This is a genomic window from Shewanella morhuae, assembly GCF_003028295.1.
Taxonomy (GTDB): domain Bacteria; phylum Pseudomonadota; class Gammaproteobacteria; order Enterobacterales; family Shewanellaceae; genus Shewanella; species Shewanella morhuae.
Genome location: NZ_PYSG01000002.1, coordinates 2,018,430 through 2,044,725 on the forward strand (window position 1 = coordinate 2,018,430; position 26,296 = coordinate 2,044,725).

A 26,296-nucleotide genomic window follows, 5' to 3' on the forward strand; every position below is an offset into this window, starting at 1 on the left:
CGGCACTTAGGGTAGTTCATACGCATAGAGACGGGCTCTCATCAGCACCAAGGATAAAAATACAGATTTTTATGTTTTTTGGACTTGGCGACAAATATCCACCAATATCTATCAACATATGTGCGCTAATTCAAACTCTGCTACATGCGTTTATTAGATAGTGCTCACTTTCAAGTTAAATCTTGTTATGCTATCCATTAATAAAGCCCTAGCTTAAACCTATTCCCATTTACCCATAACGACTGGACACTATGAATCCTTGGATTTTAGCCATAAGACCTCGTACGCTCCCCGCAGCCATAGGTCCTTTACTCATCGGCAATATTCTTGCCCTGCATCTTGAAAGCTACAGCTGGTTAATCGCTGTAACCTCTATGCTTTGCGCTATTTTATTACAGATTGCAGTCAACCTCGCTAACGACTATTTTGATTTTAAAAATGGTATTGACACCGCCGAACGCTTAGGACCGGTTCGCGTGACTCAAAGTGGTTTGCTTTCGCCCTCTAGCGTCCGTAATGCCATGATCCTATGTCTGTTAATGGCACTTGCTGTTGGCTCTTATTTAATTTGGCATGGCGGCTGGCCTATCGCCATTCTCGCCGCAGCTGCTATTTTAGGTGCACTGGGTTACAGTGGTGGCCCCTATCCACTCGCCTCCCACGGACTGGGCGAAGTCGCAGCCTTTATCTTTTTTGGATTAGTGGCCGTTGTCGGTAGTTATTATCTGCAGGCGGGTGATACCACAATCAATGCGTGGTTATTAGGTTGTGCTATTGGGCTATTTAATGCGGCTATCATGCTGGTCAACAACACCCGCGATATTCGTACCGACACCCAAGCAGGCAAACACACTCTGGCTGTACGTATCGGCGAAGCGCAATCAAAAGTGCTATATCAAGCACTGATTTACCTGCCCTTTGGTCTCGTTATCGCTGGCTTCCTGCTCGGTATTTTACCGGGACTTCCTGTATTACTCGCGGGCTTATCACTGCTTATCGCGCGTAAACTTAGTAGTGATTTTTATGCTGTATCCGGTGAAGCGTTAAATCCATTACTTGGCCGCACAGCTAAGTTAACCATGATTTTCAGTACTTTGTTTAGCGTAGGTCTAGTGTTTACCGCATAAGAGTAAAGCCGCTATGCTAATGCTATAAGCCGCGACAAAACGCCGCAGCTTAATCGTGAATATAAAAAGGTTCGTATCCTCAACAGATATGAACCTTTTTTATTGGCTAGCGAAGCCAAATCTAGTTTGCTGCCATATTCAACGACACACACTCAACATCTGATTATTGCCAGATATAGCCTGAGATCAGTGTGTTTAACAAAATACCGTTAAAGTTACGTAGCGCTTGAGATGAATCACAGCTCCCTGCACCAAAACACACATGTAGTGGTAATAAATGTTCTTCCCGCGGATGACTAAAGCGCGCTTCAGGGGCCATTTCCCAGTAGATTAATGCTGCTTTAGCCTCGGCAGTGCTCGCACTTGCCGTTAATGTTTGCGTGAGCCAGTAGTCAAACTCTGCGCTGCGGCTTTGTACTGTAGGATCGCTTGAAAAAAACGCCCGCATATTGTGAAACGACATGCCAGAGCCCACAATCAACACCCCTTGGTCGCGCAGTGGGGCTAAAGCTTCCCCAATGGCAATATGCGCGTTAGGATCGAGACGGTTAATTAAAGACATCTGTACCACAGGAATATCCGCCTCGGGATACATCAACTTAAGTGGCACAAAGGTGCCGTGATCAAATGCACGATTGCTATCTAAGCGGGCAGCAATCCCCTTTTCATTTAGCATATTCGCAATTTGTGCGGCTAATTCTGGTTCACCAGCAGCCGGATACGTCAGCTGGTAAGCTTGTGGTGGAAAACCATAATAATCATACAAAATCGCGGGGTTTGGGCTACTCGATAACGTCACCACAGACTCTTCCCAATGGGCGGTGATCAGCACAATCGCCGTAGGTGTTGGAATGGACGCCGTCACTGAGGTTAAAAATGTACATAACTCCTGATGATTGACATCATTGAGTAAAGGCATTGGGCCACCACCGTGGGGCACAAACAGCACAGGCATACGACTCGTGTTAACTTGCATCGTGGTTTTCTCTTGTTGATGATCTGATAACTGTATAACTGACTTTAGGCTCAATTTTTATCGCTTAAAACGCGGAACGACTTAGCGCCAACTGCCGCTGAAATCGAACTAAACGCTCAATAGTTTCATCTAGTTTAATAATCAAGAACAGTCCTGCCGATAAACTCAATGCTGGCAGTGCATTCATCGGCATTTCATAGTTAAAGTGGAAATAAATCGCTCCCATCATAATCGCCAGCAAACCGCTCGCCGATAACACTCTGTAGTCACGTAGACACAAACCAAGGGCACCTATCACCTCCATCAAACCGATCACGTAACCAAAACCTGTCGGTAAATTCATTAAAGTGAACGGAGCATGGAACATAGGCACACCAAATAACTTGGCAAATCCCGAGATGAAAAACACGATACTCAGCGCCAATGTGACGCTTGCAGCGGCGCGATTAAGTGTATTGGTACAAAGGAATAGCTTCTGCGTATCAACCTCGGCAACTAAGCCATTGATACTTTGTCCCTTAGCACCGCATAAGCTTGAAAATCGCATAGTTCATACCCCATTAAACTTAATATTGCCGTCAATCTTGAGCACCAATGCACAGTCAACAAGCGAGAATGGCGTGGATTATGAGCCGATAAAATATAAATAAATATGGAATAAAATCTAATATCTCATAAACTAATAATTTATGACTTGCGAGCAACACCTGTGACCTTAGACCAACTGCTGATGTTTAAAACCGTGGCTGAGGCGGGCTCACTTAAAGCCGCCAGTGACAAGCTACACAAAACCCAACCCGCAATAAGCCAAAGTATTAAGCAGCTAGAATCACAACTTGATCTTATCTTATTTAATCGTGAAGGTTATCGACTCGCCATTACTGAACAAGGCCGAAAACTACTGCAACATACCCAACGGGTACTGAATGAAGCGCAGGAAATGAGGCAGGTAGCAAAACATTTGGCCAAAGGCAACGAAGCCAGTATCACCTTAGCTTTTGAAGCCTCCTTTAATCTCGCTCGGATTTTGCCTATTTTAGAGCTGACTCAAAATGAATTCCCCTACACCCAAATCATTCTTAAACAAGAGTTTTTAACCGGTGCACTCGAAGCGATGAATCAAGATAAAGCCGAAATTATCATCTCCGCAGGCGGCATTGAGCCCATACGCTCGAGTCATTTAGAATTAGCCTATCTATTTTCCGGTAGCCTGCTCGATGTCGCCGCGCCGCGCATGCTTGAACGTCATCCAACACTGACCTACGCCAGAGAACTCGTTAACGAATATCAAATCGTAATCCAAGATACGGGCTCAGGCACTGCGAATATTGAGTTTGGAGTACAAGCGGGGCAACGACGTTGGTATGTTAATGATTTTTATACCAAGAAAATGCTCATCCAAAGTGGTATGGGTTGGGGTAAACTGCCGCACTATATGATTGAAGATTCACTCAAACAAGGCACATTGCTGGCACTGGATTTGCGTGAAAGACAAAACAACATTCAACTCGACTATTATGTAATGCGAAAACCCCATTCCCCCTTAGGCCCTGTTGCCCAAGCACTGTGGCAAAAACTGATCGCCTTTTCATCTGAGCTGAATGCTTAGTGTTTTAAATAAGCCTAATCCACCAATTTATAAGCCATTATGGCGTAATCTGACATAAAAAACGCCCCTTGATAAGGGGCGTTTTTCATTTTTATAATAAGCTAGAAACCTTAGGCTTAAACCTTAGCTAAAGTACGCTCTTTAGCGCTCCAATCTAAGTGATATTTCTCACCTGCTGGTTTGTCAGTACGCTCAAAGGTGTGGGAGCCAAAAAAGTCACGCTGACCTTGGAGCAAGTTCGCCGGTAATGTTTCGCAGCGATAACTGTCGTAATATGCCAGAGCCGAACTAATACACGGTGCAGGAATCCCCTGCATGACAGCAGTCGCAACGGCTGTACGCCATAGTTCTTGTTTTTCAGATAAAACAGATGCAAAACTGTCGGCCATCAACAGATTGCTAAGATCGGCTTTTTCTTCATAGGCTTGAGTGATTGATTGCAAGAAAGTGGCGCGAATAATACAACCCGCGCGCCAAATTTTTGCAATTCCAGCAAAGTCTAACTGCCATTTTTGCTCACTGGCCGTCATTGCCATTAACTGAAAGCCTTGTGCGTAACAACACACTTTGGCGCAATATAACGCGCTTTCAAGGGCATCAATTAATGCTACTTTTTGCGTAGCATCAATCGCAACTCTTTTTGGCCCAGCCAATTTTTTATTTAATTGCAGACGTAAAGATTTTTGGGTACTTAAAGCGCGGGCGTACACAGCTTCAGCAATCGTCGGCGTTGGGCACCCCATTTGTAAACTGCTCACGGCAGTCCACAAACCTGTACCTTTTTGGCCTGCTTTATCTAAGATCATGTCAACTAACGGTTTACCCGTTAAAGGATCGGCCTGCTTTAATACTTCGGCGCTAATCTCCATCAAATAGCTATTTAAGCTACCTTTGTTCCAGCGCTCAAACACGTCACCGACTTCAGATGCGCTCATACCTAAACCATCATGCAACATTTGATAAGCTTCGCAAATCAGCTGCATATCAGCATATTCGATACCGTTATGCACCATTTTCACATAATGACCAGCCCCCGCAGGACCTATATAGGTGGTACATGGCTCGCCTTCAATCACTGGGTTACCTGGCTCAAAACGCTCAATAGGTAAGCCTGTTTTTGCATCAACCTTAGCCGCAATTGCCTTCCAAATAGGTGCGACATGATGCCAAGCATCAATATTGCCACTTGGCATTAAAGACGGGCCAAAACGCGCGCCCACTTCACCGCCTGAAACCGCAGAACTAAAAAAGACAAATTGTTCTTTATAGCGAGCTTCTCGCTCGATAGTGTCAGTCCACAGGCTATTACCCGTATCAATAACGATATCGTCAGATTCAATTCCGGCAGAAATCAAGGCACTACAGACACCATCAACCGGGGCACCAGCAGGAACAGAAAGCACTAAAATACGGGGTTTTGTAAGGCTGGCTAACATTTCGGTAAGATTAGCACAGCCAAGAATACGAGGTTCAAGTCCAACACGTTCGTGTTTTTCTTGCAGTACAACAGCATTAACTTTATCAGCATCGAGGTCAAATGCGCTGACGTTATATTGATTATCCGCGATGTTTAACGCAAGGTTTTTACCCATTACGCCAAGACCTATTACGCCGATATCATTAAGATTTTTGTGGTTTTGCATTATATAATTCCCACGTGTCGCAAAGGTTAGAGCTAACCAATTTTGAAATATAATTATAGCGAGCTTTGTAACTTAATTACCAGAAACATACGATTGGCAATTTCGATTGCACCAAAAGTCGCTATCGTTTATGCCTCATAGCATTCAGTACGCCGTTAGTTAATGGGCGAGTTTAAGCCCTAAAACGCCCAATAATATCAGTACCAAACTGGCAATTTTAAGTAAGCTAACTCCTTCTCCTAAAAGAACAATTCCCGCGATAGCTGTACCCATAGCACCAATACCGACCCATACGCCATAAGCCGTACCAATAGGCAGTTGTTTAACCGCGAGTCCGAGTAGCAACACACTCACGGCCATCGACGCAACTGTAAAGATACTTGGCCATAAACGCGTAAAACCTTCGGTATATTTAAGCCCTACGGCCCAACCAATTTCGAATAACCCCGCAAGGATCAATAAAAACCAGCTCATAGTGAACTCCCATAAAAGGGGTCGTCCCCATAATAGATTTGGCGTATTTAGGGTCGTCCCTAAGCCATGTGATTATCATGTAATGATGAGAATTCAAGACTAACAAATTTAAGGTAAAAACTTCAATCGTTGATTTTACCTAATCATTAATACAATAAACAAAAAAGGCGATAGTAAACTTGGTTAGTTTACTATCGCCTTGATATTTCAGCTTTGTTATAGGATTTTACACTAAAGCATCGGCATAACCCATGCGAGTAAGTGCTGTACGCACTAGCTCTAACGTTTGCGGATCTTCTATGGTCGCTGGCGCAGTATATTGCTGATTATCAGCAATTTTACGCATTGTTCCGCGTAAAATTTTACCAGAGCGCGTTTTGGGTAATTTTTGAATCGCACTGACTAACCTAAAGGAGGCGACGGGACCAATCTCTTGGCGCACCAAGGTGATTAACTGCTTATGCAATTCTTCATCACTGATCGTTACGCCCTTTTTCAGCACTACCAATCCTAATGGCACTTGACCTTTAAGCTGATCATCAACACCAATCACCGCTGCTTCAGCTACATCGGGATGTTGACATAATACCTCTTCAAAACGTCCGGTCGATAACCTGTGGCCCGCCACGTTTATGATGTCATCGATACGGCTCATAATGTAAAGATAACCATCTTCATCGGTGTAACCCGCATCGCCAGTTAAGTAATAACCTGGATACATAGACAAGTAACTGTCTTGATAGCGTTGATCATTTTGCCACAGTGTCGTCAAGGTGCCCGGCGGCAAAGGCAGTTTGATCACCACATTCCCAGAGGTATTGGGCGCAACTTGCTCACCCAGTTCATCCACTACTTCAACGGCATATCCCGGTACAGGTAAAGCAGGCGACCCCGGTTTAATAGCGACAGGAGCCGTGCCCATTAAATTGGCCGCTACTGGCCAACCAGTCTCTGTTTGCCACCAATGATCGATAATCGGTTTTGCAAGCTGAGCATGTGCCCAAACCAAGGTATCAGGATCGCAACGCTCCCCTGCCAAAAAAACATTTTTAAGACAAGTTAAATCAACGCCCTGCAGATATTCACCGTCGGGATCTTCACGCTTGATCGCGCGAATGGCCGTCGGCGCAGTAAAAAAACTTTTGACCTTGTATTTGGCAATCGTACGCCAAAAGGCTCCTGGATCGGGCGTACCAACAGGTTTGCCCTCATACATTAAAGTCGTAGCGCCCATCAGCAATGGCCCGTACACAATGTAAGAATGACCCACAACCCAGCCCACATCGGACGCTGCCCAAAATACATCGCCCGCTTGTATATCGTAAATATGCTGCATCGACCAAGTCAGAGCCACAGCGTGGCCGCCATTATCACGCACCACTCCTTTAGGCTGACCCGTAGTGCCAGAGGTATAAAGCACATACAAAGGATCGGTAGCCTTAAGCGCAGCGCAATCCGCCCAAGGTGCCGTGGCTAACGCAGCTTGCCAATCTAAATCACGGCCCTCAAGCAAATCGGCATGACACTGGCTACGATTCAAAATCAGGCAATGATCAACTTGATGGACAGCTTGTGCCAAGGCTTTATCTAACAAAGGCTTATAAGGGATAACACCCGAAGGCTCGATACCGCAGGATGCCGACAGTACCAATTTAGGTTTGGCATCGTTAATCCGCGTTGCGAGTTCATTGGCGGCAAAACCACCAAAGACCACAGAATGAATCGCGCCGATACGGGCACAGGCCAGCATAGCAAAAGCCGTTTCTGGCACCATTGGCATATAAATCACCACGCGGTCGCCCTTGCCAATACCAATGGATTGCATAAAGCCTGCGAGTCGGCTCACTTGAGCTTGCAGCTCCGCATAGCTAATGCCGTATTCTGTATCCGTTACTGGGCTCACATATTGGATAGCGATTTGATCGCCGCGTCCAGCGAGCACATGGCGGTCTACAGCATTATAACAAGTGTTCATTTCACCATCGGCAAACCAATGGTAAAACGGCGCCTGCGACTCATCGAGCACCGTTTTAGCGGGTTTAATCCAATCGAGCGCCTTGGCCGCTTCTCCCCAGAATTCGGCTTTATTAAGCAAGGATGCTTGATGCAACGCTTGATGTTTTTGTTGGTTCTGTTTTTGATTTGTGGCTTGCGCTACAGATGCATTTTGCTGTTCGGTCAACATATGTCCTCCAATCAGGACTGCGGCTAAAATCGTCAGCCACAATAACTACCCCTTCCAACAACCATTATTAACAGGGGTGCACCAAGCCCACTATTAGACGTTAGCCTATAACCAGAAGATATTTGTGGTTTTATGTGAGAACACTAATTTAAAGCACTCGTTTCAATCAAGCGATACAGGCTTGTGGCAATTGGGATTGACACCTTTTTGCGCCTAGAATAAAGCCTAAATCTTTACCTTTACGTAAACTTCATATATCTTGCTTGAAATTGATTATTTAGGGTGCATGATGAGCGCAACGAACACACCACAAACGACTTACTCGATTAGTGATCTCTCAAAAGAGTTTGATATCACGACGCGTAGTATTCGTTTTTACGAAGACCAAGGATTGCTTAAGCCTAAGCGCCGTGGTCAAACCCGTATTTATAGCCTTAAAGACAGGGTCCGTCTCAAGCTGATTCTTCGCGGTAAACGCTTAGGCTTTTCATTGGCCGAAACTCGCCGCTTGTTTGAGTTATACGATGCCGACAAGAGCAGCACCTCACAACTCAATACCATGCTGGCGCTAGTAGAAGAAAAGAAATATGCCCTACAACAGCAAATGGATGACATTAAAGTGGTATTGATGGAGCTCAATTCCGCCGAACAACAGTGCCGTTTAGCCTTAGAAGATAACAAAACGACAAAAGCCTAAATCCCCGTTGAAACAAGATCAAGTCAATATGATTGGCTATAAGGCCTAAAAACGCAGGATGTAAGCACTTTAAGTACAAGATTTAAAAGACTCAAGCACCTAAAAATCATAAAAACTATAAATTTACATATCAGAAATTTAAACATCTGAAATTAGAACATTTGAAAGGACACAAGCAATGAACTCACTCTACACCAGTCTGAATTTTGGCCTAGGCGAAGACGTCGATATGCTGCGCGATGCGGTGCAAGATTTTGCCGCCCATGAAATTGCCCCAATTGCCGCAAAAGTAGACCAAGATAACGCCTTTCCCAATGAGCTTTGGCCTGTACTAGGGGGAATGGGGCTGCTAGGCGTCACTGTGCCAGAAGAGTTCGGCGGCGCAAATATGGGCTATCTTGCCCACGTCGTGGCAATGGAAGAAATCTCCCGCGCATCGGCCTCTATCGGCCTAAGCTACGGCGCCCACTCAAATCTGTGCGTAAATCAAATCAACCGTAACGGCACAGCCGCACAAAAAGCTAAGTATCTGCCTAAGTTAGTGAGCGGTGAGCATATTGGTGCACTGGCTATGAGTGAGCCAAACGCTGGTTCTGACGTAGTCTCAATGAAGTTACACGCCCGCAAAGAAGGCGACCGTTTTATCTTAAACGGCAACAAAATGTGGATCACCAACGGCCCCGATGCCCACACCTATGTGATTTACGCTAAAACCGACCTAACCAAAGGCGCACACGGTATTACCGCTTTTATCGTTGAGCGAGATTCTAAAGGTTTTAGCCAAGCGCAAAAACTCGACAAACTCGGCATGCGCGGCTCTAACACCTGCGAATTAGTGTTTGAAGATGTGGAAGTGCCAGAAGAAAACATTTTAGGCGGCCTCAACAACGGCGTAAAAGTACTGATGAGCGGCTTAGATTATGAGCGTGTTGTACTGTCTGGCGGTCCATTAGGGATCATGAACGCCTGTATGGATATCGTTGTGCCTTACGTGCACGAACGTGAACAATTTGGCAAATCTATCGGTGAATTCCAACTGGTACAAGGTAAATTAGCCGACATGTACACCGGTATGAATGCCGCCAAATCCTACGTTTATGCTGTGGCAAAGTCCTGCGATCGCGGTGAAACCACCCGTAAAGATGCTGCTGGCGCGATTCTGTATAGCGCAGAACTCGCAACTAAAATGGCACTGGATGCCATTCAATTACTGGGCGGCAACGGTTATGTGAACGAATACGCCGCAGGCCGTTTACTGCGTGATGCTAAGCTGTATGAAATTGGCGCGGGTACTTCTGAAATTCGCCGTATGTTGATTGGCCGCGAATTGTTCAATGAGTCGAAATAACGCGAGTTCAAATAATCTCACAAGTGAATGGGTAGCCCCTCACTGTAACTACAGTTTGCGCCACCCATTCGAGCCAAGTAATACCGAATTTCCGCTTTAGAAGGACAATAAAAGTGACGCAAATAAGCAGTCGTATCAACGCCCGTAGCGATGAATTTAAAGCAAAATCCGATGATATGGCCGCCCTAGTGGCCGATCTTAAAACTAAGCTGGCTAAAATCGAACTTGGTGGCGGCCCTGTAGCGCTAGAGCGTCATTTATCCCGCGGTAAATTACTGCCACGTCAACGAGTTGAAAAACTGCTCGATGCGGGATCGCCCTTTTTAGAACTGTCGCAATTTGCGGCGTTTGAAGTCTATGACGAAGAAGTACCCGCTGCAGGCATTATTGCTGGTATTGGCCGCGTGAGCGGCGTCGAGTGCATGATCATCGCCAACGATGCCACGGTAAAAGGCGGCACTTACTACCCGATTACGGTTAAAAAACACCTTCGCGCCCAAGATATTGCCAGCCGTTGTCACTTGCCTTGTATCTATTTAGTCGACTCAGGCGGCGCTAACCTACCCCGCCAAGACGAAGTATTTCCAGACCGCGAACATTTTGGCCGTATTTTTTACAATCAAGCGCAAATGTCGGCCAAGGGTATCCCACAAATTGCTGTGGTGATGGGTCTGTGTACTGCAGGTGGCGCTTATGTGCCTGCGATGGCAGATGAGTCTATTATCGTCAAAGATCAAGGTACTATCTTTTTAGCAGGCCCGCCATTAGTGAAGGCAGCTACCGGTGAAGAAGTCAGCGCCGAAGAACTGGGCGGCGCCGATGTGCACACCAAAATATCTGGCGTAGCCGATCATTTAGCCCAAAACGACGATCATGCTTTAGAGTTAGCGCGCCGCGCCGTATCACGCCTTAATCATCAAAAAGAAATTAAATCGCTGTTAAGCCCAGTCAAACCGCCAAAATTCGACATTAGTGAACTATATGGCATTGTCGGCACCGACTTGAAAAAGCCCTTTGATGTCAAAGAAGTGATTGCCCGTATCGTCGATGACTCTGATTTTGATGAGTTTAAAGCCAACTATGGCGCAACCTTAGTGTGCGGCTTTGCCCGTATTCACGGCTACCCAGTGGGTATTGTCGCTAACAACGGCATTCTATTTTCTGAATCGGCACAAAAAGGCGCGCACTTTATTGAGTTGTGTTGTCAGCGCAAAATTCCGCTGCTGTTCCTGCAAAACATTACCGGCTTTATGGTGGGTAAAAAGTACGAACACGAAGGTATTGCTAAACATGGCGCCAAGATGGTGACCGCAGTATCCTGCGCCAATGTGCCTAAATTTACAGTGATAATTGGCGGCAGCTACGGTGCGGGTAACTACGGCATGTGTGGCCGCGCATTCGAGCCAACCATGATGTGGATGTGGCCTAACGCCCGTATTTCTGTGATGGGTGGCGAGCAAGCGGCTGGCGTTCTCGCCACTGTGCGCCGCGACGGTTTAGCCCGAAAAGGTGAGGAGTGGTCACTTGAGGATGAAAAAGCCTTTAAAGCACCGATTGTTGCCCAGTACGATAAAGAAGGTCATCCGTACCATGCCAGCGCCCGTTTATGGGATGACGGTATTATCGACCCAGCGCAAACCCGCGATGTGGTAGGCCTTGCCCTATCTGCAGCGTTAAATGCTCCTATCGAAGACACTCGCTTTGGTGTGTTCCGCATGTAATTCATGCGTGTAGATAATGACATATCAACAAGATAGGGAAACGACCATGACAAGTTCACAACCAATACCACACACGTTAAGCAACTTACAACACGTGAGCTACGCGCTCAATAACGGCGTTGCCGAGTTAATCCTTAACCGAGCAGAAGTGCACAACGCCTTCGATGAAGTGATGATTAGCGAGATGATTGCTGTACTTAGCTATTTTGCTGAGCACAAGCAATGCCAAGTGTTGGTACTCAAAGCCAATGGCAAAAATTTCAGCGCTGGCGCTGACCTCAATTGGATGCGTAAGCAAGCCAAAATGGACTTTGAGCAAAATCTAAATGATGCCAAAGCCCTCGCTAAACTGATGCAGGATTTAGACACCTTTCCTAAGCCCACCATTGCATTAGTGCAAGGTGCAGCCTTTGGCGGCGCGTTGGGGCTGATTTGCGCTAGTGATATCGCTATCGCGACAAGCCGCGCCAGCTTTTGTTTAAGCGAAGTAAAACTGGGGTTAATTCCTGCGGTAATAAGCCCTTATGTTGCCCGCACTATGGGCAACCGTGCCTCGCGCCGCTATATGCTGACCGCCGAACGCTTTAGTGCAGAAACCGCCCTTAAGCTTAATGTTATCAGTGAAATCTGTGATGACTTAGACGCCGCAGCTAAGCCGATTATCGACGCGCTGCTGGCCAATAGCCCACAGGGTATGGCGTGGGTAAAAACACTGCTGTCGCGCCTTGAAGATGGCGTGATAGACCAAGACACCATTGATTACACTAGCGAGCGTATCGCGCGCATTCGGGTATCGACTGAGGGTCAAGAAGGCTTAAACGCCTTTTTTGAAAAACGTCAGCCGAACTGGCTGCAAGCCGCAGCAATGTCAGAGCCAACGCCAAGTGAAACCCAAGGAGCACGTTAGATGTCTACTAAGCACATGTTTACCAAACTATTAATTGCTAACCGGGGTGAAATTGCCTGCCGCATCATCAAAACTGCCCATGCCATGGGCGTTCGCACCGTTGCCTTATATTCCGATGCAGATAAAGAAGCGCGCCATGTCGCCATGGCCGACGAGTCTTTCTACTTAGGCGGCAGCGCGCCAGCAGACTCCTATTTAAAGGGCGATTTGATTATCGACATCGCCAAAAAAGCCGGTGCACAAGCTATTCATCCAGGTTACGGATTTTTATCTGAAAATGCCGACTTTGCCCGTAAATGTGAGGCTGCAGGCATCGCCTTTGTTGGCCCAGGCAGTGATGCTATCGATGCCATGGGCAGCAAAAGTGCCGCCAAATCGATTATGACAGCGGCAAACGTGCCGTTAGTACCCGGTTATCATGGTGATGACCAGAGTGATGCAGTGCTAAAAGCTGAAGCACTGAAAATCGGCTTCCCTATGCTGATTAAAGCGGCTTATGGCGGCGGCGGTAAAGGCATGCGTATTGTCGAGAACGAAGGCGAAATCATGGAAGCCGTTAACTCAGCGCGCCGTGAGGCGGCCTCTTCTTTTGGTAACGATAAGTTATTGATGGAACGTTATTTACGCCAGCCGCGCCATGTTGAAGTGCAAGTGTTTGCCGACACTTTTGGCAATGCTATTTACCTGTCGGATCGCGATTGTTCAATTCAACGTCGCCACCAAAAAGTGGTTGAGGAAGCACCAGCTCCAGGGTTAAGCGATACACTGCGCGCCCAGATGGGTGCAGCGGCAGTGGCAGCAGCTAAAGCCATCGATTATGTTGGCGCTGGCACAATAGAATTTCTGCTAGATACGGACAATAGCTTCTATTTCATGGAGATGAACACCCGTCTACAAGTGGAGCATCCCGTCACTGAAATGGTCACTGGCCAAGATTTAGTTAAATGGCAATTGCTGGTCGCCAGCGGTCAGCCTCTGCCCCTTAAGCAAGATGAAGTGCGTATTCACGGCCATTCATTTGAAGTGCGTATTTACGCCGAAGATCCGCAAAATGAGTTTTTACCCGCTAGTGGTAAGCTCAATTTTCTACGCGAACCCGAGCAAAGTAAGTTTGTCCGTATCGACTCAGGCATTCGCGAAAATGATGTGATCAGTAACTTTTACGATCCTATGATTGCCAAACTTATCGTCTGGGATGAATCGCGTCCGCGCGCCCTGCAACGTTTAGTGCATGCGTTAGAGTCTTATCAAATCAGCGGTCTTAAGCACAACATTGAGTTTTTAGCGAACATTGCCGAGCACCCAGCATTTGCCAATGCCGACTTTAGCACTGACTTTATTGGCCGCTATGGCGATACCTTAATTGGTACGGCCTCGAGCGAAGCCGATACTGCGCTTGCCTTTGCCGCGCTGTATCAAGTGCTTGCCCGTAAAGAAGCCGCTAAAGCACTGGCCATTAACAGTGCTGATCCCTACTCGCCTTGGGGTCAAGTGAGTGGCTTTAGACTTAACAGTTGTAGCCAACACAATATTGCCCTGCTCGATGACGCCCATGAATTGCAGCAGTTAGTAATGCTCGATTTAGGCGGCATGTATCAGCTACCACTGCACGGCCAGGACTGGATTTTAAATGGTGAACTGAAACAAGACTTACTGCTCGCCGAAATCAACGGCCATAAGAGTAAAGTGCCAGTGAGCGCACAGGGCGATGACTTTACGCTATTTTTACCTTCTGGCAGCTATCACTTTAAAGCAGTGCAAACTGTCGTTGTTGAAGAACAAGCCAGCAGTGCAGACAAATTAAAAGCACCGATGAACGGTACAGTCGTGACCCATTTAGTTGATGTGGGCAGCGAAGTGAAAGCGGGCCAAGGTTTATTGGTGATGGAAGCCATGAAAATGGAATACACCATTGAAGCGCCCTTTGATGGCACTGTCACTGAATTCTACTTTAAGGCCGGCGAGCTGGTAACCGATGGTACAACCTTGCTCAATGTTGAGCCGCTAGAGCCATTATTATTAGCATCTGACGACGAGCAAACAGCGAGCAAGGAAGCTTAAGATGTCTTGGAAAACGAGTGATAGCAGCAAACAAACAAGTTGGGGTAAAAAACCTCAAAGTGACAGCGTGAGCATTTTTGAGATGGGCGCACGCGACGGACTACAAAATGAAGTCGCCGTACCCACCGCTGCTAAAGTCGCTTTAATTGAATCTCTGGCAGATGCAGGGCTTAAGCGCATCGAAGTCGGCAGCTTTGTGTCACCTAAATGGGTGCCACAAATGGCTGATTCAGCCGATGTATTCGCGCAAATACAGCGTCAAAGCGGTGTGGTGTATAGCGCACTCACGCCCAACGTTAAAGGTTTTGAACAGGCACTGAATGCAAAAGCCAGTGAGGTGGCAATATTTGGCGCTGCCTCACAAAGCTTTAGTCAGCGCAATATCAACTGCTCGATAGAAGAATCGATTGAACGCTTTATTCCTTTGATGGAATTAGCAAAAGCTAACAATATTCCAGTGCGCGGTTATGTATCCTGTGTGCTCGGTTGCCCCTACGAAGGTGAGATTGCGGTCAGTGAGGTAGCTCGCGTGTCTGAAATCCTTTATAAAATGGGCTGTTACGAAATATCACTCGGCGACACTATCGGTATCGGTACGCCGAAAAAAGCCCGTAGAATGCTGCAAACCGTGAGCGAGCGCGTACCGATTGATAAACTGGCATTGCACTTTCACGACACCTACGGCCAAGCACTCGCCAACATTTTGGCCTGCTTAGATTTAGGCGTGCGAGTATTTGACTCCTCCGTAGCCGGTCTTGGTGGATGCCCTTATGCCAAAGGCGCATCGGGCAATTTAGCCACCGAAGACTTAGTGTATATGCTGCATGGTATGGGATTAGAGACAGGTATCGAGTTACAAAAACTCGCGTTAGCGGGTCAAGCTATCAGCACCCAATTGAACCGCAAAAATGGTTCAAAAGTCGCCACGGCCCTATTAGCCAAATAAACCAATAACCAAATAGAACAAAAAATACTGATATTTAGCGCGTATATAAGAGGACATCACAATGGCAGGACTCAATAAAGTCGTCAGCAGCTATGAAGAAGCATTGAAAGGCTTATCTAACGATATGACCATAATGGTCGGCGGCTTTGGCCTATGCGGCATTCCAGAAGGCTTAATCAATCAAATGGTTAAGATGGGCGTTAAAGGCTTAACGGCAATTTCAAACAATGCTGGCGTTGATGATTTTGGCCTAGGTTTACTGTTAAAACATCACCAAATCGCGACGATGATTGCATCTTATGTAGGCGAGAACGCAACCTTTGAACAGCAAATGCTCTCTGGCGAATTGAACGTGATTTTGACTCCCCAAGGTACGCTAGCGGAAAAAATCCGCGCAGGTGGCGCAGGTATTCCGGCATTTTTCACCGCCACGGGCTATGGCACGCCAGTGGCTGATGGCAAAGAAACCCGCGAAATCAAAGGCCGCCATTACGTGTTAGAAGAATCGCTGACTGCTGATTTTGCGTTAGTGCGCGCATGGAAAGCCGATACCATGGGTAATCTGGTGTTTCGTAAAACCGCCGCCAACTTTAATCCTATGATGGCGACCGCCGGTAAAATTACCGTGGTAGAAGCCGAATTTATTGTCGAGCCGGGCGAGTTAGACCCCGATCATATCCATACGCCGGGCATTTATGTTGACCGCGTGATTCAAGGCACGTTCGAAAAACGTATCGAGCAGCGCACAGTAAAAGCGACTAAATAAGCGTCGTACTGCGGATTAAAGAACGGATATCAAAGGATAATTATCATGGCATTATCAAGAGAACAATTGGCTCAACGCGTCGCCAAAGAATTAAAAGACGGTTACTACGTCAACCTAGGTATTGGTATTCCTACACTGGTGGCTAACTATATTCCAAGCGGTATGGAAGTCATGTTGCAATCGGAAAACGGCCTACTCGGCATGGGCGAATTCCCCACCGAAGACACCATAGACCCTGATTTAATCAACGCCGGCAAACAAACGGTTACCGCAGTCAAAGGCGCCTCGTTTTTCTCATCGGCGGAAAGTTTTGCCATGATCCGTGGCGGCCACGTGGATTTAACGGTTCTGGGCGCCTTCGAGGTCGATGTTAACGGTTCTATCGCCTCGTGGATGATCCCCGGAAAATTAATTAAAGGCATGGGCGGCGCGATGGATTTAGTTGCTGGCGCTGAAAACATTATCGTGACTATGATGCACGCCGACAAATACGGTAATTCTAAACTGCTAAGCGTGTGTGAATTGCCACTGACAGGTTACGGCTGCATTAAACGCGTAGTGACGGATTTAGCTTTTATCGAAATCAAAAATGGCGCGTTTCATCTTTTAGAGCGCGCTCCTGGCGTGAGTGTTGACGAAATCATTAGCAAAACAGCCGGTAAGTTAATCGTGCCAGAGCATGTGCCAGAAATGACATTTTAACATTTTGTTGTCCCTGCTTTGCTAACCTAAGCCTAGAGAGTGTCTCTAGGCTTTTTATATTAATCAAGCGCTCCGGTATCAAACATCACCTCCGGTTAATACTTAACTTTCAATACCCAAATCATCCTGCTAGGGTAGTGTGTGTTGATTACATCATAACGACAAACACCTTGTTAACTCTCAGATAAAATTACTAATTGCCCAAAGGATTTTTTCTATGGACTGGCTTATTATTGCACTTGCAGGTTTTTTAGGCGGCATGCTCAATGCCGTAGCAGGCGGTGGCAGCTTTATTACGCTTTTAGCATTAGTGTTCGTTGGTGTGCCGCCAATAGCGGCCAATGCTACGGGGACCGCAGCGCTACTCCCCGGTTATATCGCCAGTGCTTGGCGCTTTAGAAAAGATATCGAATATCCTGCCAGCCTTAGCTTTAAAAATCTCATCTTGATTGCCCTCATCGGCGGCAGTATTGGTGCAGGCATTTTATTAACCACCAGCGAGCAAGTGTTCGCAACACTGATCCCTTGGCTAATTTTACTGGCCACTGCAGCCTTTATTATTGGCCCTTGGCTAATCAAGAGAAGAATGGCATTGCAAGGCATGAGTACCTCTTCTACGCCGGCATTACGCCCAATAACAGCGCTTTTAATGCTAGCCGCTGTGTGTATTTATGGTGGTTATTTTAATGGCGGCTTAGGTATTATCTTACTCGCCAGCTTTGGGCTGATGGGTCAAACCAATCTACATGGGATGAACGGACTTAAAAATTTAATATCCGCTCTACTAACCGCCATTGCGGTAGTGATTTATGCCGTGGGTAATGTCATCGATGGACAATATCTGTTACTACTGGCCGTTATGGCAATCATCGGCGGTTATGTGGGCGCAGTGCTGGCCTATCGTATTTCACAACCATTACTGCGAGGTTTTATTGTGATAGTGGGTTTAGCGATGGCACTAGGCTTTTTTATACGCTAGGTTGTTCATACATTAGGCTTTTTATACGTTTGCTTTTGTACGTGATCCACTATGCCGATAAACTGCGCGTATGTTACCGATTTTTTTATTACCCTGCCCTAGCATTTAGGAAAGCACTGTTACTAAAGGATAGCTATGAAACGGACCACCTTAACTCTTGCCCTGTGCCTTTTTGCATTCCAAGCAGAGGTTTACGCTGAAGTCACTCGCGCTGCCCCCCTTAATGTCAAAACAGAAGCGGGAAATATCCAGATAAAAACCATCGCTGAAGGATTAGAAAATATCTGGGGTATGGCATTTTTACCCGACGGCAACATGCTAGTGACTGAACGCGCCGGAAGAATGCGCATTGTCAGCACAACAGGAAAAGTGGGAGAACCACTAACGGGTTTACCGCCGATGTATGCCAAGGGTCAAGGTGGTTTACTTGATGTGGTACTTGCGCCTGATTTTGCCACCAGCCAAAAAATCTATTTCAGTTATGCCGAACCCGCTGAAGGTGAGGCAAGCGAACTCAATAGCACTGCGGTCAGTTTTGCAGTGCTCAATGGCAACAAGCTTGAAAATCTCACCCACGTTTTTAGCCAGCAACCTAAAATAAACAGTGGCCACCATTTTGGATCTCGTTTGGTGTGGGCGCCTGACGGTACTTTATTTATCACGCTTGGCGATCGCTACAGTGAAAAAGATAAAGCCCAAACGTTAGACAATCATTTAGGCAAAGTCGTGCGGATTAATGCCGATGGCTCTGTGCCTCAGAATAACCCCTTCGTCAATACGGCGGGCGCTTTGCCCGAGATCTGGTCTATTGGTCACCGTAATATGCAAGGCGCGGCCATTAATCCCACCAGCAAAGTATTGTGGACTGGTGAGCATGGACCGCAGGGCGGCGATGAACTGAATATTGACCAAGCGGCCAAAAACTATGGCTGGCCTGTGATTACCTATGGTGAGAATTATGGCGGCGGTAAAATTGGCGAAGGCACCCACAAAGCTGGAATGGAGCAACCCGTCTACAAATGGGTCCCCTCAATTGCCACCGCGGGCTTTATATTTTACACCGGAGATAAATTTCCGCAGTGGCAAAATAATATTTTACTCGCCAGTTTAAAAGAAAAAACACTGGTGCGTTTAGTACTTGATGGCGACAAGATTATTAAAGAAGAACGCCTGCTAAAAACCGAACTGGGGCAAAGATTACGCACCGTTGTGCAAGGGCCTGATGGGCTAATTTATCTTGTGACCGATGAAGCTAAATCAAAAATTTACCAGATCTCACCGCAATAATCTTAAGCATTGCACTTTAATAACAGCGCTTTACCCACAGTAATAAGCTCAATCAACCAAAAGTTTAAGCGGCTAATGTCAGAAAAATACCATAAAGAGCATTCTTAAAATGCTCTTTATGGTTAGCTTACGGTTGTTAGCGCGGCACTAAATTCCTGCCTTTATTCATTTACCACGCACATGCTCTGCTCTGTTTTCACATAGGGAGACAGAATAGGCATCATGCCTTTCATCACTTGTAATGGCAGCGCCGAAGTAAAACTAAAGTCATCGGATTTACTGCCGGGCACGAAGGCGGTCAAAGTACCAAAATATCTATCACCGAGATAAAACACGAAGGTCGCAGTACGGTTCATAGCTGTGGTTGCCACTCTTTTACCTTGCTGCATTTGAGTCACAATACGGTTATCGCCGGTGCCGGTTTTACCGCCGATAGGCAACATGCCGCCTTGCTCATCGGTAAAAATACCCTTTAAACGCCTAGCTGTACCGTTTTGCACCACGTTGGCTAATGCGGCTTTTAAAGCTTGTGCCACTTCATGGCGCATCACGCGCTCACCTTGGGTATTTTGATTATCCAATGTGACTTCATAGGGTGTATCTTTCGCAAAATGCAGCTGATTAATCCGCACCGTTGGCAAACGATAACCGTCATTTTGAATAATGCCCATAAGCTCAGCTAACGCTGCGGGTCTATCGCCGGAGCTACCAAGCGCCGAGCCTAAAGATGGCACCATAGAATCAAAGGGATAACCTAAACGCGCCCAACGCTGATGTATGTCGAGGAAGGCTTCGACCTCAAGCATCACTTGCACCCGAACGTCACGGGCGTTTTTATGGCGCGTTCTAAACAGCCAACGGTAAACTTCTTGGCGCTGCGCTTCACTCGCCTGTTTGACATCACTTAAGTTGGCCTCGGGGTTATGGTTTAAATAATCCAGCACCCATAATTCCAACGGGTGTACTCGCGCAATATAACCTTGATCGGGCAGATTAAATTTATCAGGGCCGTATTTGTTGTACAGTTCCTTAATACGGCGATCGGTATAGCTCACTCGCGGTATTCTTTGCTGTATAAACGTTTTAAATGCCGAAATAGGCTCATCGGGCAATAAATAGCGGTACGCCGCGGTTAATTGTTGTTCTGACTGAGATTGGCCATCAAAAAACATAGCAAAACGCTCATTCGCGGCGATTTTTTTATACTTACGATAAAACTTAGTCACAAACGTATTGCCTTCGCGATCGGCAAATACTCGCAAATATTCGTCACGGCGCGGGTCTTTATCACTACGCAGTAGCTGGGCCATATTGCCCTCATTTTGCATACTGCTACTGTAGTTGACTATGTCACGCATCAACCTTACAAAGGGTAAGTTAATCGAATCCTGCAGGGCTTGATAGAGTGTCGGAGTTTTAAGATCTTCCGTTTTTTTAAAGTTATTAAATACATGCAAACCACCACCAGTAAAGAATTGCTCACTGGCTGAAGCTGAATATTCTCGCTGCAGGGCAGCATCTAGCATGCGATCTAAACGCCTGCCAGGGTTAACAATCAAGTAATCAATCGCCCAACGAGTTAAGTGATCCCGCGGTTCGATAATGATCGATTCCAATTCAATACCGTGTTTCTTAGCATATTTATCGTGGATCTCAGCGATAATTTCTAAGTATGTTGCCATTACCCGCAATTTAGCGGTTGAACCCAACTCTAGCTTACTGCCTTCATTAATATCAAAGGGTTGGTCGGTACTGTCGGTTTGCACCCGAACGCGGTTAGCGGTATCAGTTCGCTCATAAAGCGTAAAACTATAAAGTACATTTTGTAACTGGCTTGGCTCAAGCAGACGCTCACCCAGTAGCCCAACTTGTTCCGCAGCAGATACTTGCGCAAGGCTGCGTAAGTAATGGCTCACTTGTTGCTGCAAGTCACTGTGTAAGCTGCTTTTTACCGTTAAATCGAGCCTATCTAAATCGTATAAGCCCACATTTAGCATACCTGCGGTGCGAATGCGTACTGTGTTAACACCTTTGTCGGTTCCTGATTGAATGTTGCGCTGTGGTTTAACGACTTTAAAATGTAATTTCTGCGCGAGAGCGGCATCACGCAAACCACGGTCAATAAGATAATACTGGCCAAGTAGCCGAATATGGCTATCGACTAAATTCTCAAGGTCTTCATGGCCTTGCAATAAATAATAAGATGGGCGTCGCTGGGCAATCATCAAAGCAACCACTTGACGAAATACCTGCCCACGTTTAGCTACATTGCCCTTGATTTGTGGTGAGGATAACAATTGGTTAGCGGTATCAAAATCGGTACCAAACCAAGCCCATAAGCCATCGCCAATGCCATGGACTTCACCATGGTTAGGCGCTGAAGAGAGCGGGACTGTATTTAGATAATCTTGCACAATGCGCTTACGTGCAGGCTCAGTATTTTCACTATGTTGGTAAACACGCACACTGGCAGAACCAATTTGCAGCAATTTATCCTTAATACTTAAGGTTAAACCTTGGGAAGAATGACGGAATTTCTCAATCTGTGTTGCCAGCGTACTGCCACCAGCAGTAGAAACATTCATGCCGACCATTTCAGCAATTTGACTCATCCCCGCCACCACAAAACGTGGCCAATCAATCACAGGGTTAAGTTTAGCTTCTGTAGTCCACAACTCACGATTTTCAATAAATAATAAAGTATTGACGATTTCATTGGGGATTTTATCGCTATCCTGATAAACCCTTTTGGGATACGTAAACTCGTACAAATCGGTATTACGACAATCGAGTAACGTGAGCCCTGATTGGGCTTTTTCATGATATGGAGGGAAAAAACCTAATTTGGCATATTGTTGCAACGCGGGCGAAAACGCGACCTGTTGCGTTACCTGAAAATTACGCTGCAATAATCTGTCGATATAAAACGGCAATTTACTGTAGCCATGGCGTTCATCAAAAGGCCCATAACTAGGGTAAATAACCGCTTGGCTCGGCGCATTATCTAAATCGTAGGTGAGCGTTTTAGCATATTGATTGATGTATTTGGCTTGATAATAGGAGGTTTTAACTTCAAGCCCAATCAGCAGCGCCGCGCAGCAAATAAGAATAAAAAACAGAAACCACACTCGCCCCTTTGATCTGGCTTTACGCGGTAGTTTTTCTTTAACCTTGGGCTCTGGTTGTGGCGGACGAGGACGATAATTTTCGAACTTCATCTCAGACGTGGAATTAGGCAAAACAGCTCCAAATAATACTCAAACAAACATCTTTCATGCAACTCAGCAAATCCGTTGCCACTCATATAAGGCAATATAGCAAACTCACTTAGCCTTAATTATCCATTTTTGTATCTACGACTTTGATTCACTATGATTTATTCGCCACGTCTTTATTCACCATAAACAGCCATATCCATGACCCACAACCGTTAACGAGGCCGTCGTAACGAATAATACTAATCCCAAATGAACTCTCGAAAATGCTTACGACACACTGATTCGTAACTTTCATTACCACCAATAGCGACTTGCTCACCTTCGCGCATCACTTTACCTTCACCATCAAGACGCACCACCATGTTAGCTTTACGGCCACAATGGCATATGGTTTTTAATTCAACTAATTTATCAGCCCAAGCTAATAAATAATGACTGCCGGTAAAAAGCTCGCCTTGGAAATCAGTTCTTAAACCATAACAGAGCACAGGAATGTCAATATTATCGACCACATGTGTAAGTTGCTTAACTTGTTCTTTGCTCAGAAATTGGCATTCGTCAACCAACACACAGCTTAAAGGCGTGGCTTGATGTACCTCGGTAATCATCTGCGTTAAATCATCTTGACTGCTAAAAACCTGTGCCTCGGTCTCAATACCAATACGCGACGCGACTTTACCTTTACCGTATCGGTCGTCTATCGAAGCTGTCATCACCAAGGTGTTCATACCACGTTCGCGGTAGTTGTAGGATGACTGCAATAAAGAAGTGGATTTCCCCGCGTTCATTGCTGAGTAATAAAAATACAATTGAGCCAAGACTTATACCCTTTTAAAAACGTTACCTATACGTCTCTGTCACCAGAGCTAAATTAGTTGCTAGTCTAACATTGCGTTTCACATCAGAACACTAGCTGACGTTAAGCTTTTCTGATGAAATTGACTAATATGCCAAGTTATCCATTATTTTATTCCACAACCATCTATAGCACCTCCTATCAAGCTAACTCGGTTCCTAATTAAACAAATGCAACCAAAAAAACTCAATTACAACAAAATTGTTACCCCAAGCTTAACTGAAACTTAATTATTGTTTTATAAGTAAAAAGTGATAAACACTAAATTGCAAAATTGAGATCTACCCCCAAAGTAATAGGTGCAAATGGGACCCTGCTCAAAAAACAAACATACCGTTAACACTATCATCCCATTCGAGACAAATCGTGCTCAATTAAAAAAAGAAAGTATTCGATAACGAGCGAATGAAAACCAGCGGTTAATGCACTGATCTACCCTGCAAATTTTAGTGCTTCCCTCCGTCCTTTATTCGCGTATTGGATCACATGGAGATAAGAATGAGAATTTTCACTTCGAGAAAACTGGCATATGTCGTTGCCTTAGCGCTAACCGGCGCCCTTGTTGGCTGTGGAAGCGATGGTGATGATGGCGCTCAGGGAGTTCCAGGAACACCAGGAACACCAGGTACACCCGGAATTCCTGGCACCCCAGGAGAACCAAGTACCCCGCCAGCAGTCACTAGCTCAACGATGACCAACGTCAAAGTAATCAACTACAGCTTTGGAGAAGGCAGTATTAGTTACGAATTTGAAGTTACAGATGAAAACAACAATTTAATCAACGGGCTGCTGAACGCACAAGCCAAAGTAGCAGCATTAACAGACAAAGGCTTTATCACTAACCGTACCGAAGCAGATAAAAACGGTATTGCTGATAATGTCCATATTGGCGGTGAAGGATCGCAAGCAACAACGGGTGCAGAATTAACAGCATTAGCCGATGGACATTATCAATTTAAAGTCCCCATGAAAGTTGTAAACCCGGGCACTGAAGGTATTGTTTGGTTGCGTGTCGGTGGTAACGATGGTATTGCCACATCTAAACCGTTAGTCGTTAACAAACCTGAAGGAACTCATTCAACGACAACAGACAGTTGCTACTCATGTCACGTCGATTACGCTACCAGCCCTCGTCACCACGCAAACTATGTTGCAACCGGTATGGACAGTGAAGTCACCTTTGTAGAGGGCTGTTTAGTATGTCATGGCTCAGTCAGCCGCGCTGTAGTAAACGCTGAAGGCTTCTCAACTGGTAGTTATGCGACCAACACCCTGTCTAAAATTGGTCATATTAATCATCAAAAATTTACTAAAGACTTTTCAGTACAAAACTGTACATCTTGCCACGTTGAAGCGCCTACCAACATTAACGTAGCAGGACCTGGCTGTATTGATTGTCATGACAGTGGCGGCGTACCTGGTGCTGTAATCCCAAGTAGTGGTGCCGATTTACGTATTTTGCACGAAAACAAAGCCGGTATCACTGAGCGCAAAGCCATACGCGCTAAGTACAAAGTAGCATTATCGACACCTGTAAAAGTAGATGACATTTCGACTAAAACGGATCATTACGCCCCAACGACTGCAGCAATGACCGTCAACGCACCAGGTTGGTGTACTACCCTAACGGTAAAAGATATCGATGGTAATCTTGTTAATATCAAAGATAAATTTAATTACACCACAGTATTTAATGCAGCTAAACCGATTGTCTATGCCGGTGCTTATTTACATTCCTATGAAAATGGCAGCTTAGTCGGTCGTCCAGGCAATCGCACTAACTACTACTATGGTTATAATGCCGATGGCACTAAAAATATCTGTCACTTATTGACTGATATCACTGCAGTGAATGCTAACTATGCTTATTCAGCCCGCGTCACATTTACTACCGCAGGTTGGATGGCAGACGATGGCAATCAACGTTATCAAAGCAATGGCAGCCTAAGAACTGACGGATATGATGGCTCTATGGGCGTATCCTTTACCGCCTACTCAGATGTTGTTAACCCAACCACTGGAGCAAAAGTATCAGCTTTTGAACGCCGTGAAATAGTCAGCGCGAACAGCTGCACAACGTGCCATAACGATGCCACTGCGTTCCATAAAGATGGTGCCTTCGATAATGGTGGTAATGGGTGTATTGCTTGTCATGACAACGGTATGGCGCGTACCTCAGCAGCTTTAGGCGCAGGTTTTGGTCCTATGGTTCACAGCTGGCATTGGGGCAATGGTGCTAAAGTGGGTGAAGTTAGTGCTGATGGAACTCAAGCAAAAACCGCTAATGGTGCTGGGGCTATTAATCCAGTGACTAGCTGTGTTGCTTGCCATGCTAAAGCGATTGATTTAGATAACATTCCAAATCAATACATTTTAGAACCCGGCAATAAAATGACCAGCCCTGTCACCGCTAACTGTTATGCCTGCCACACAAATGATTCAGCTAAGGCACATATGGCAAGCAATGGTGGTGAAATCAGCGTGCCAAGTGTGGCTGATTGGTTTAAGCAACCGACCTCTGAGTCTTGTGCTGTATGCCATAGCACAGGTAAAAGCGCGGGTATTGATAAATACCATAACTTTACTCGTTAACTAATCATCATTACATGATTTAGAAACGAGCAAGTAATCAGTAAGAATGGTATCTATTTCCCTGCAAGGAAATTGCCAAAGGAGCCTCACTAATATGGGGCTCCTTTTTTATTCAAATACCGCTCGCTGCAATCATTTAAAGTTCAATTAATCGATTAACCTTAACGTCAATGAAGAAGAATGCGCTATCTATGGTCATAGT

The 26,296-nt window shown here is 45.8% G+C and carries 20 protein-coding genes; 13 read left to right on the plus strand and 7 right to left on the minus strand.

Annotation, left to right across the window (positions count from 1 at the left end; translation table 11 throughout):
* Positions 1-251: 251 nt before the first annotated feature.
* Entirely contained in the window at positions 252-1,127 is an 876-nt protein-coding gene (locus tag C9I43_RS09270) for a 1,4-dihydroxy-2-naphthoate polyprenyltransferase (RefSeq protein WP_076499857.1), read from the plus strand.
* 163 nt (positions 1,128-1,290) lie between these two features.
* Here the strand turns inward: C9I43_RS09270 and C9I43_RS09275 are convergent, their stop codons facing one another.
* Both C9I43_RS09275 and C9I43_RS09280 read right to left on the minus strand, forming a co-directional pair.
* A complete protein-coding gene (locus C9I43_RS09275; protein WP_107883249.1) occupies positions 1,291-2,103 on the minus strand; it encodes a DODA-type extradiol aromatic ring-opening family dioxygenase in 813 nt (270 codons plus the stop codon).
* 64 nt (positions 2,104-2,167) lie between these two features.
* Positions 2,168-2,650 carry a DoxX family protein gene (locus C9I43_RS09280; RefSeq protein ID WP_107883250.1) on the minus strand — a complete coding sequence of 161 codons (483 nt, stop codon included), beginning with the start codon at positions 2,648-2,650 and terminating at the stop codon, positions 2,168-2,170.
* Between the two features lie 162 nt (positions 2,651-2,812).
* Here C9I43_RS09280 and C9I43_RS09285 point away from each other — a divergent pair, with 162 nt between their 5' ends.
* The gene (locus C9I43_RS09285; RefSeq protein ID WP_107883251.1) at positions 2,813-3,712 is read left to right on the plus strand and encodes a LysR family transcriptional regulator; all 900 of its coding nucleotides are present in this window, start codon (positions 2,813-2,815) and stop codon (positions 3,710-3,712) included.
* Between the two features lie 116 nt (positions 3,713-3,828).
* On the opposite strand, the gene gnd is transcribed toward C9I43_RS09285, so the two are convergent.
* From gnd to C9I43_RS09300, 3 genes are all read right to left on the minus strand, one after another.
* Positions 3,829-5,355: an NADP-dependent phosphogluconate dehydrogenase gene (gene gnd, locus C9I43_RS09290; protein ID WP_107883252.1), complete on the minus strand. Its 1,527-nt coding sequence runs from the start codon at positions 5,353-5,355 to the stop codon at positions 3,829-3,831.
* 159 nt (positions 5,356-5,514) lie between these two features.
* Positions 5,515-5,829 carry a quaternary ammonium compound efflux SMR transporter SugE gene (gene sugE / locus C9I43_RS09295; RefSeq protein WP_076499847.1) on the minus strand — a complete coding sequence of 105 codons (315 nt, stop codon included), beginning with the start codon at positions 5,827-5,829 and terminating at the stop codon, positions 5,515-5,517.
* A 226-nt stretch (positions 5,830-6,055) separates the two neighbouring features.
* Positions 6,056-8,014 carry a propionyl-CoA synthetase gene (locus C9I43_RS09300; RefSeq protein WP_107883253.1) on the minus strand — a complete coding sequence of 653 codons (1,959 nt, stop codon included), beginning with the start codon at positions 8,012-8,014 and terminating at the stop codon, positions 6,056-6,058.
* 289 nt (positions 8,015-8,303) lie between these two features.
* On the opposite strand from C9I43_RS09300, the gene C9I43_RS09305 reads away from it, so the two are divergent.
* The 10 genes from C9I43_RS09305 to C9I43_RS09350 all read left to right on the plus strand — a co-directional run bounded on the left by C9I43_RS09305 (position 8,304) and on the right by C9I43_RS09350 (position 19,428).
* Entirely contained in the window at positions 8,304-8,711 is a 408-nt protein-coding gene (locus tag C9I43_RS09305) for a MerR family transcriptional regulator (protein ID WP_076499843.1), read from the plus strand.
* A gap of 178 nt (positions 8,712-8,889) precedes the next feature.
* Positions 8,890-10,059, plus strand: a complete 1,170-nt coding sequence (locus tag C9I43_RS09310; protein WP_076499841.1) for an isovaleryl-CoA dehydrogenase — start codon at positions 8,890-8,892, stop codon at positions 10,057-10,059.
* A 113-nt stretch (positions 10,060-10,172) separates the two neighbouring features.
* Positions 10,173-11,780: a carboxyl transferase domain-containing protein gene (locus C9I43_RS09315; RefSeq protein WP_107883254.1), complete on the plus strand. Its 1,608-nt coding sequence runs from the start codon at positions 10,173-10,175 to the stop codon at positions 11,778-11,780.
* 46 nt (positions 11,781-11,826) lie between these two features.
* Positions 11,827-12,687, plus strand: coding sequence for an enoyl-CoA hydratase-related protein (locus C9I43_RS09320; protein ID WP_107883255.1), 861 nt, complete (start codon positions 11,827-11,829; stop codon positions 12,685-12,687).
* Positions 12,688-14,748: an acetyl/propionyl/methylcrotonyl-CoA carboxylase subunit alpha gene (locus tag C9I43_RS09325; RefSeq protein ID WP_107883256.1), complete on the plus strand. Its 2,061-nt coding sequence runs from the start codon at positions 12,688-12,690 to the stop codon at positions 14,746-14,748.
* Between the two features lies 1 nt (position 14,749).
* Positions 14,750-15,694: a hydroxymethylglutaryl-CoA lyase gene (locus C9I43_RS09330; RefSeq protein WP_107883257.1), complete on the plus strand. Its 945-nt coding sequence runs from the start codon at positions 14,750-14,752 to the stop codon at positions 15,692-15,694.
* Between the two features lie 61 nt (positions 15,695-15,755).
* Entirely contained in the window at positions 15,756-16,460 is a 705-nt protein-coding gene (locus C9I43_RS09335; protein WP_107883258.1) for a CoA transferase subunit A, read from the plus strand.
* A gap of 45 nt (positions 16,461-16,505) precedes the next feature.
* Positions 16,506-17,162: a 3-oxoacid CoA-transferase subunit B gene (locus C9I43_RS09340; RefSeq protein ID WP_076499827.1), complete on the plus strand. Its 657-nt coding sequence runs from the start codon at positions 16,506-16,508 to the stop codon at positions 17,160-17,162.
* Positions 17,163-17,379: 217 nt separating this feature from the next.
* Positions 17,380-18,141, plus strand: coding sequence for a sulfite exporter TauE/SafE family protein (locus C9I43_RS09345; protein ID WP_107883259.1), 762 nt, complete (start codon positions 17,380-17,382; stop codon positions 18,139-18,141).
* A gap of 135 nt (positions 18,142-18,276) precedes the next feature.
* Entirely contained in the window at positions 18,277-19,428 is a 1,152-nt protein-coding gene (locus tag C9I43_RS09350) for a PQQ-dependent sugar dehydrogenase (RefSeq protein ID WP_107883260.1), read from the plus strand.
* A 161-nt stretch (positions 19,429-19,589) separates the two neighbouring features.
* Here the strand turns inward: C9I43_RS09350 and C9I43_RS09355 are convergent, their stop codons facing one another.
* Both C9I43_RS09355 and C9I43_RS09360 read right to left on the minus strand, forming a co-directional pair.
* Positions 19,590-22,667: a transglycosylase domain-containing protein gene (locus C9I43_RS09355; RefSeq protein WP_107883261.1), complete on the minus strand. Its 3,078-nt coding sequence runs from the start codon at positions 22,665-22,667 to the stop codon at positions 19,590-19,592.
* Between the two features lie 218 nt (positions 22,668-22,885).
* The gene (locus tag C9I43_RS09360; protein WP_076499823.1) at positions 22,886-23,464 is read right to left on the minus strand and encodes a thymidine kinase; all 579 of its coding nucleotides are present in this window, start codon (positions 23,462-23,464) and stop codon (positions 22,886-22,888) included.
* A 536-nt stretch (positions 23,465-24,000) separates the two neighbouring features.
* On the opposite strand from C9I43_RS09360, the gene C9I43_RS09365 reads away from it, so the two are divergent.
* Positions 24,001-26,094 (plus strand): multiheme c-type cytochrome, encoded by a 2,094-nt coding sequence (locus C9I43_RS09365; RefSeq protein ID WP_107883262.1) that lies wholly within the window; start codon positions 24,001-24,003, stop codon positions 26,092-26,094.
* The last annotated feature ends 202 nt before the right edge of the window (positions 26,095-26,296 follow it).

Bases quoted from the DNA above. Each gene is read 5' to 3' on its own strand.
- C9I43_RS09270 (WP_076499857.1), top strand. From the start codon at position 252: ATGAATCCTTGGATTTTAGCCATAAGACCTCGTACGCTCCCCGCAGCC.
- C9I43_RS09275 (WP_107883249.1), bottom strand. From the start codon at position 2,103: ATGCAAGTTAACACGAGTCGTATGCCTGTGCTGTTTGTGCCCCACGGT.
- C9I43_RS09280 (WP_107883250.1), bottom strand. From the start codon at position 2,650: ATGCGATTTTCAAGCTTATGCGGTGCTAAGGGACAAAGTATCAATGGC.
- gnd (WP_107883252.1), bottom strand. From the start codon at position 5,355: ATGCAAAACCACAAAAATCTTAATGATATCGGCGTAATAGGTCTTGGC.
- sugE (WP_076499847.1), bottom strand. From the start codon at position 5,829: ATGAGCTGGTTTTTATTGATCCTTGCGGGGTTATTCGAAATTGGTTGG.
- C9I43_RS09300 (WP_107883253.1), bottom strand. From the start codon at position 8,014: ATGTTGACCGAACAGCAAAATGCATCTGTAGCGCAAGCCACAAATCAA.
- C9I43_RS09305 (WP_076499843.1), top strand. From the start codon at position 8,304: ATGAGCGCAACGAACACACCACAAACGACTTACTCGATTAGTGATCTC.
- C9I43_RS09310 (WP_076499841.1), top strand. From the start codon at position 8,890: ATGAACTCACTCTACACCAGTCTGAATTTTGGCCTAGGCGAAGACGTC.
- C9I43_RS09320 (WP_107883255.1), top strand. From the start codon at position 11,827: ATGACAAGTTCACAACCAATACCACACACGTTAAGCAACTTACAACAC.
- C9I43_RS09325 (WP_107883256.1), top strand. From the start codon at position 12,688: ATGTCTACTAAGCACATGTTTACCAAACTATTAATTGCTAACCGGGGT.
- C9I43_RS09330 (WP_107883257.1), top strand. From the start codon at position 14,750: ATGTCTTGGAAAACGAGTGATAGCAGCAAACAAACAAGTTGGGGTAAA.
- C9I43_RS09335 (WP_107883258.1), top strand. From the start codon at position 15,756: ATGGCAGGACTCAATAAAGTCGTCAGCAGCTATGAAGAAGCATTGAAA.
- C9I43_RS09340 (WP_076499827.1), top strand. From the start codon at position 16,506: ATGGCATTATCAAGAGAACAATTGGCTCAACGCGTCGCCAAAGAATTA.
- C9I43_RS09345 (WP_107883259.1), top strand. From the start codon at position 17,380: ATGGACTGGCTTATTATTGCACTTGCAGGTTTTTTAGGCGGCATGCTC.
- C9I43_RS09350 (WP_107883260.1), top strand. From the start codon at position 18,277: ATGAAACGGACCACCTTAACTCTTGCCCTGTGCCTTTTTGCATTCCAA.
- C9I43_RS09365 (WP_107883262.1), top strand. From the start codon at position 24,001: ATGAGAATTTTCACTTCGAGAAAACTGGCATATGTCGTTGCCTTAGCG.